Here is a 7,085-nt window from a genome sequence, read left to right as displayed (position 1 = left end):
GTTTCTGGGGGGGTCTGGCTGGGTCCTGGTCACAGTTTATTCGCGTAACCCCCTAAACCTTAAACAGGCCCGGGGGGCGGCCCCGGCCCCCGAGGCAGGTCCGGCCGCTTCCGTGCTACGGAACAAACGACGCCGTGGTCACTTCACCGGTTCCGGCTCGGGCTCGTTCTCCGCCTCCGCCTCGCCCGCCGGGTCGACCGGCGTCCTGACGGAGTCGAGGAGCAGCTGCGCCACGTCCACGACCTGGAGGCTCTCCTTGGCCTTGCCGTCGTTCTTCTTGCCGTTCACGGAGTCCGTGAGCATGACCAGGCAGAACGGGCAGGCGGTGGACACGATGTCCGGGTTCAGCGACAGCGCCTCGTCCACCCGCTCGGTGTTGATGCGCTTGCCGATCCGCTCCTCCATCCACATGCGGGCACCACCGGCGCCACAGCAGAAGCCGCGCTCCTTGTGGCGGTGCATTTCCTCGTTCCGCAGGCCCGGCACCTTGGCGATGATCTCGCGCGGCGGGGTGTAGACCTTGTTGTGGCGGCCCAGGTAGCAGGGGTCGTGGTACGTGATCAGACCCTCGACCGGCGTCACCGGGACCAGCTTGCCCTCGTCGATGAGGTGCTGGAGCAGCTGGGTGTGGTGGATGACCTCGTACTCGCCGCCGAGCTGCGGGTACTCGTTCGCGATGGTGTTGAAGCAGTGCGGGCAGGTCGCGACGATCTTCTTCGCCGACTTCGGCTTCCTGGTCGCGTCGTCCTCGTCGTCCTCGCCGAACGCCATGTTCAGCATCGCGACGTTCTCCGCGCCGAGTTGCTGGAACAGGAACTCGTTGCCGAGGCGGCGCGGCGAGTCACCGGTGCACTTCTCCTCGCCGCCCATGATCGCGAACTTGACGCCCGCGATGTGCAGCAGCTCCGCGAAGGCCTTGGTGGTCTTCTTGGCGCGGTCCTCCAGGGCGCCGGCACAGCCGACCCAGTACAGGTAGTCGACCTCGGTGAGGTCCTCGACGTCCCTGCCGACCACCGGGATCTCGAAGTCGACCTCCTTGGTCCACTCGAGACGCTGCTTCTTGGCCAGGCCCCAGGGGTTGCCCTTCTTCTCCAGGTTCTTGAGCATCGTGCCCGCCTCGGACGGGAACGCGGACTCGATCATCACCTGGTAGCGGCGCATGTCGACGATGTGGTCGATGTGCTCGATGTCGACCGGGCACTGCTCCACGCACGCACCGCAGGTGGTGCAGGACCACAGCACGTCCGGGTCGATGACGCCGTTCTCCTCGGCGGTGCCGATCAGCGGGCGCTCGGCCTCGGCGAGGGCCGCGGCCGGGACGTCCTTGAGCTGCTCCTCGGTGGCCTTCTCCTCGCCCTCCATGGTCTTGCCGCCGCCCGCGAGCAGATACGGCGCCTTGGCGTGCGCGTGGTCGCGCAGCGACATGATGAGCAGCTTCGGGGAGAGCGGCTTGCCGGTGTTCCACGCGGGGCACTGCGACTGGCAGCGACCGCACTCGGTGCAGGTCGAGAAGTCGAGGATGCCCTTCCAGGAGAACTGCTCCACCTGGCTGACGCCGAAGACGTCGTCCTCGCCCGGGTCCTCGAAGTCGATCGGCTTGCCGGCGGAGGTCATCGGCAGCAGTGCGCCGAGCGAGGTCTCACCGGTCGCGTTGCGCTTGAACCAGATGTTCGGGAAGCCGAGGAAGCGGTGCCAGGCCACGCCCATGTCGGTCTTGAGGGAGACCGTGATCATCCAGATGAAGGAGGTCGCGATCTTCAGGCCCGCGAAGAAGTAGGTGAGGTTCTGGAGCGTGGAGACGTCCATGCCCTCCAGCCACGACACCACCGGGTACGAGATGAAGAACGAGGCCTCGTAGCCCTCCACGTGGTGCTGCGCGCCCTCCAGCGCGTGCAGCATGAAGATGCAGACGCCGACGATGAGGATGACGGCTTCGACGAAGTACGCCTGGCCGAAGTTGGAGCCGGCGAAGCGGGACTTGCGGCCCGGCTTGTCCGGCTTGCTCAGCTGGCGGATCACGATCAGCACGAGGATGCCGAGCACCGTCATCGTGCCCATGAACTCGACGTAGACGTTGTACGGCGCCCAGTCGCCGATGACCGGCAGGATCCAATCGGCCTGGAAGAGCTGGCCGATGGCGTTGACGATCGTCAGCAGCAGAGTGAGGAAGCCCACCGCCACGAACCAGTGCGCGACGCCGACGATGCCCCAGCGGTTCATCCGGGTGTGTCCGACGAACTCCCGGACCAGGGTGACGGTGCGCTGGTACGGGTTGTCGGTGCGGGTGCCCGCGGGCACGTTCTGGCCGAGCCGCAGGAAGTTGTAGATCTTGATGATGGCGCGGCCGAACAGGGCCACGCCTACCACGATCAGAACCAGCGACACGATGATCGCGGCGAGTTGCATGTGGGGCTCCTCGGGCCTGCGAGGTGGGGAATCCGGCGCTTACCAGACGCTGATGCCTACTAAGCGGTAACTTATTTAGTCCGTGCTGAGACTACCCAGATATTCCGCCGCACTGTAGTTGCGCACGCGGTGATCTGCGTCGCTCAGGTCACCCTGAGTACGTAGGGGCGGGGCGCCGCTGTGAGCGCCGCCTGACCCGCCGCCGTCCGGAGCGCGCCGGGCCGCGGTGGCGCATCCCGCCGGGGGTGCGCAGCAGGATGACCAGGTCGAGTCCCATCCCATGGTGCTCCACATAGTGCTGGTCGAGGAGCGCGGCCTCGTACCAGGGCATGGTGGAGTGCCGGGCGAGCTGTGCGAGTCCCGTCAGGCCCGGTTTGACCGTCTGCCGCCAGGGCGCCGCCGCGCGTGGGTGGTCGGGCGCCAGTGCGGCCGGGCCGACCAGGGACAGTTCGCCGCGTACGACGTGTGGCAGCCGGGACAGCAGATCGAGCCGGAAGCGGCGGGTGCGCAGGGAGCGGATGACGATGCGCCGCCCGTGCAGCCCTGCTCTGGTCTCGTGTACATACGCACCTCCGGGGCGCCGCAGCAGCACCGCGGCGCAGGCGGCGGCGACCAGCAGGGGTGCGGTGATGGCCAGCAGTGCGGTGCCGGCAAGCAGGTCGAGAAGTCGCTTGGGCTGCACCGGGTGCATGGCTCTCACCTGGGTCTCACCTGACTCCCACTGTCCGTTCTGTCATCTTTTCGGGTGCTTCGGCGAGAACCATGGCACGGTGATGGTGGAGCTGTGCGCAGGCCGCGCCGGGGCAGGCGCGGGACGTCCCGGCGCGCACCATAGTTGAGTCATGTCGACTCAGGTCTGTTGACTCTCTGAGGCGGGTGGTGCATCCTTGAGTGAGTTGCACTCAAGTCCTATGGAGGAATCGAAATGGCACGTGCGGTCGGCATCGACCTGGGCACGACTAACTCCGTCGTCAGCGTTCTGGAGGGCGGCGAGCCCACCGTCATCACCAACGCCGAGGGCGCCAGGACCACGCCGTCCGTCGTCGCCTTCGCCAAGAACGGTGAGGTGCTGGTCGGCGAGGTCGCCAAGCGTCAGGCGGTCACCAATGTGGACCGGACCATCAGGTCCGTGAAGCGCCACATGGGTACGGACTGGAAGATCGAGCTCGACGGGAAGAACTTCAACCCGCAGCAGATCTCCGCGTTCATCCTGCAGAAGCTGAAGCGTGACGCCGAGTCCTACCTGGGCGAGAAGGTCACCGACGCGGTGATCACCGTCCCGGCGTACTTCAACGACTCCGAGCGCCAGGCCACCAAGGAGGCCGGTGAGATCGCGGGCCTCAACGTCCTGCGCATCGTCAACGAGCCGACGGCCGCCGCTCTCGCCTACGGCCTCGACAAGGACGACCAGACCATCCTGGTCTTCGACCTCGGTGGCGGTACCTTCGACGTCTCGCTGCTGGAGATCGGCGACGGTGTCGTCGAGGTGAAGGCCACCAACGGAGACAACCACCTCGGTGGTGACGACTGGGACCAGCGCGTCGTCGACTACCTGGTGAAGCAGTTCGCCAACGGTCACGGCGTCGACCTGTCCAAGGACAAGATGGCGCTCCAGCGTCTGCGTGAGGCCGCCGAGAAGGCGAAGATCGAGCTCTCGTCCTCGACCGAGACGACGATCAACCTGCCCTACATCACGGCGTCCGCCGAGGGCCCGCTGCACCTGGACGAGAAGCTCACGCGCGCCCAGTTCCAGCAGCTCACGGCCGACCTGCTGGACCGCTGCAAGACTCCGTTCCACAACGTGATCAAGGACGCGGGCATCCAGCTCTCCGAGATCGACCACGTGGTCCTCGTCGGTGGTTCGACCCGTATGCCCGCCGTCGCCGAGCTCGTCAAGGAGCTGACCGGCGGCAAGGAGGCCAACAAGGGTGTGAACCCGGACGAGGTCGTGGCCATCGGTGCCACCCTCCAGGCCGGTGTGCTCAAGGGTGAGGTCAAGGACGTACTGCTCCTCGACGTGACTCCGCTGTCCCTCGGTATCGAGACCAAGGGCGGCATCATGACCAAGCTGATCGAGCGCAACACCACGATCCCGACCAAGCGCTCCGAGATCTTCACGACGGCCGAGGACAACCAGCCGTCCGTGCAGATCCAGGTCTACCAGGGCGAGCGCGAGATCGCCGCGTACAACAAGAAGCTCGGCATGTTCGAGCTGACCGGCCTCCCGCCGGCCCCGCGCGGTGTCCCGCAGATCGAGGTGTCCTTCGACATCGACGCCAACGGCATCATGCACGTGACCGCGAAGGACCTCGGCACGGGCAAGGAGCAGAAGATGACCGTCACCGGCGGTTCTTCGCTCGCCAAGGACGAGGTCGACCGGATGCGCCAGGAGGCCGAGCAGTACGCGGAGGAGGACCACCGCCGCCGCGAGGCCGCCGAGACCCGCAACCAGGCCGAGCAGCTCGTCTACCAGACCGAGAAGTTCCTCAAGGACAACGAGGAGAAGGTCCCGGGCGAGATCAAGACCGAGGTCGAGACGGCGGTGACCGAGCTCAAGGAGAAGCTCAAGGGCGAGGACACCGCGGAGATCCGCACCGCCACCGAGAAGGTCGCGGCGGTCTCGCAGAAGCTCGGCCAGGCCATGTACGCGGACGCGCAGGCCGCGGGCGGTGCCGGCGAGGCAGGTGCCGGGCAGGCCAAGGCCGATGAGGCCGACGACGTGGTCGACGCCGAGATCGTCGACGACGAGAAGGACCAGAAGGGCGGCGCTGCCTGATGTCGGAGGAGACCCCGGGCTTCGAGGAGAAGCCTGACGTCCCCTCCGGTGCCACACCCGAAGACGCGGCGCAGGCCGCCTCCCCCTCTGCGGAGGAGGGGGCGGCCCCGGCCGGGGACACAGCACAGAACAGCACCGCCCAGGCGGGTCTGACGGCCCAGCTGGACCAGGTCCGTACCGCGCTCAACGAGCGCACCCTGGACCTCCAGCGGATCCAGGCCGAGTACCAGAACTACCGCCGCAGGGTGGAGCGGGACCGGATCACGGTCAAGGAGATCGCCGTCGCGCAGCTCCTGACCGAGCTCCTGCCCGTCCTCGACGACATCGGTCGCGCCCGTGACCACGGCGAGCTGGTCGGCGGCTTCAAGTCGGTGGCCGAATCGCTGGAGACGGTCGCCGCCAAGATGGGTCTCCAGCAGTTCGGCAAGGAGGGCGAGCCCTTCGACCCGACGGTCCACGAGGCCCTGATGCACTCGTACGCACCGGATGTCACCGAGACGACCTGTGTGGCGATCCTTCAGCCGGGTTACCGGATCGGGGAGCGGACCATCCGTCCCGCGCGGGTCGCGGTGGCCGAGCCCCAGCCGGGTGCGACGCCCGCGGCGCAGAAGGAGGAGCAGGCTTCGGCCGACGAGGAGAGCGGTGGCCCGGACGAGGGCTGACGCGACCACTGCTCACGAGCAGGGACAGGTCCGGAAGGAGGGACGTCGATGAGCACGAAGGACTTCGTGGAGAAGGACTACTACAAGGTTCTCGGCGTCCCCAAGGACGCCACCGATGCCGAGATCAAGAAGGCGTACCGCAAGCTCGCCCGCGAGTTCCACCCGGACGCCAACAAGGGTGACGCCAAGGCCGAGGAGCGCTTCAAGGAGATCTCCGAGGCGAATGACGTGCTCGGCGACGCCAAGCGGCGCAAGGAGTACGACGAGGCCCGCGCCCTCTTCGGCAACGGTGGCTTCCGGGCCGGTGGCCCCGGTGCCGGCGGCACCTTCAACTTCGACCTGAGTGACCTCTTCGGGGGTGCCCAGGGCGGAGGCGGCGGTGCCGCGGGCGGCTTCGGCGGCGGTGGCGGCGGACTCGGCGATGTCTTCGGCGGGCTGTTCAACCGCGGTGCGGGCGCGGGCACGCGTACCCAGCCCCGCCGCGGCCAGGACATCGAGTCCGAGGTGACGCTCAGCTTCACCGAGGCGGTGGACGGAGCCACGGTCCCGCTGCGGATGTCCAGCCAGCAGCCCTGCAAGGCGTGTTCGGGCACCGGCGACAAGAACGGCACACCGCGGGTGTGCCCGACCTGTGTCGGCACCGGACAGGTATCCCGTGGCGGCAGCGGCTCGTTCTCGCTGACCGACCCCTGCATGGACTGCAAGGGCCGCGGCCTCATCGCCGAGAACCCGTGCGAGATCTGCCACGGCAGCGGCCGTGCCAAGTCCTCGCGCACCATGCAGGTCCGCATCCCGGCGGGGGTCTCCGACGGGCAGCGGATCCGGCTGCGCGGCAAGGGCACCCCGGGCGAGCGCGGCGGACCGGCCGGTGATCTCTATGTCGTGGTCCATGTCGACACGCACCCGGTGTTCGGCCGCAAGGGCGACAACCTCACCGTCACCGTGCCGGTCACCTTCGCGGAGGCGGCCCTCGGCGGCGAGGTGAAGGTCCCGACCCTCGGCGGCCCCCCGGTCACGCTGAAACTCCCCGCCGGCACCCCCAACGGCCGTACGATGCGGGCCCGCGGCAAGGGCGCCGTCCGCAAGGACGGCACCCGCGGCGACCTGCTGGTCACCGTGGAGGTCGCGGTCCCGAAGGAGCTCGGCGACGAGGCGCGGGAGGCGCTGGAGGCCTACCGGAAGGCGACTGGGGACACGGATCCACGGGCAGAACTGTTCCAGGCTGCGAAGGGAGCGTGACC

The 7,085-nt window shown here is 67.9% G+C and carries 5 protein-coding genes; 3 read left to right on the top strand and 2 right to left on the bottom strand.

Annotation, left to right across the window (positions count from 1 at the left end):
* Positions 1–138: 138 nt before the first annotated feature.
* The gene (locus tag ACFV6V_RS28560) at positions 139–2,406 is read right to left on the bottom strand and encodes a (Fe-S)-binding protein (RefSeq protein ID WP_385570584.1); all 2,268 of its coding nucleotides are present in this window, start codon (positions 2,404–2,406) and stop codon (positions 139–141) included.
* 148 nt (positions 2,407–2,554) lie between these two features.
* Positions 2,555–3,097 carry a sugar transferase gene (locus tag ACFV6V_RS28555; RefSeq protein WP_385570582.1) on the bottom strand — a complete coding sequence of 181 codons (543 nt, stop codon included), beginning with the start codon at positions 3,095–3,097 and terminating at the stop codon, positions 2,555–2,557.
* Positions 3,098–3,331: 234 nt separating this feature from the next.
* On the opposite strand from ACFV6V_RS28555, the gene dnaK reads away from it, so the two are divergent.
* Genes dnaK through dnaJ form a run of 3 tightly spaced genes read left to right on the top strand, consistent with a single transcriptional unit; the run spans position 3,332 to position 7,083 of the window.
* Entirely contained in the window at positions 3,332–5,182 is a 1,851-nt protein-coding gene (gene dnaK / locus ACFV6V_RS28550; protein WP_385570579.1) for a molecular chaperone DnaK, read from the top strand.
* Positions 5,182–5,844, top strand: a complete 663-nt coding sequence (gene grpE / locus ACFV6V_RS28545) for a nucleotide exchange factor GrpE (RefSeq protein WP_385570576.1) — start codon at positions 5,182–5,184, stop codon at positions 5,842–5,844. Before dnaK ends, grpE begins: the two co-directional genes overlap by 1 nt.
* 48 nt (positions 5,845–5,892) lie before the next feature.
* Positions 5,893–7,083, top strand: coding sequence for a molecular chaperone DnaJ (gene dnaJ, locus ACFV6V_RS28540; protein ID WP_385570573.1), 1,191 nt, complete (start codon positions 5,893–5,895; stop codon positions 7,081–7,083).
* Positions 7,084–7,085 lie beyond the last annotated feature (2 nt).

Origin of the sequence: Streptomyces sp. NPDC059828, from assembly GCF_042731955.1 — a bacterium.
Classification (GTDB): Bacteria; Actinomycetota; Actinomycetes; order Streptomycetales; family Streptomycetaceae; genus Streptomyces.
Note: the sequence above shows the minus strand (reverse complement) of the source record. Positions and strands in the feature narration are given on the sequence as shown.

Bases quoted from the DNA above. Each gene is read 5' to 3' on its own strand.
- ACFV6V_RS28560 (WP_385570584.1), bottom strand. From the start codon at position 2,406: ATGCAACTCGCCGCGATCATCGTGTCGCTGGTTCTGATCGTGGTAGGC.
- dnaK (WP_385570579.1), top strand. From the start codon at position 3,332: ATGGCACGTGCGGTCGGCATCGACCTGGGCACGACTAACTCCGTCGTC.
- dnaJ (WP_385570573.1), top strand. From the start codon at position 5,893: ATGAGCACGAAGGACTTCGTGGAGAAGGACTACTACAAGGTTCTCGGC.
- ACFV6V_RS28555 (WP_385570582.1), bottom strand. From the start codon at position 3,097: ATGCACCCGGTGCAGCCCAAGCGACTTCTCGACCTGCTTGCCGGCACC.
- grpE (WP_385570576.1), top strand. From the start codon at position 5,182: ATGTCGGAGGAGACCCCGGGCTTCGAGGAGAAGCCTGACGTCCCCTCC.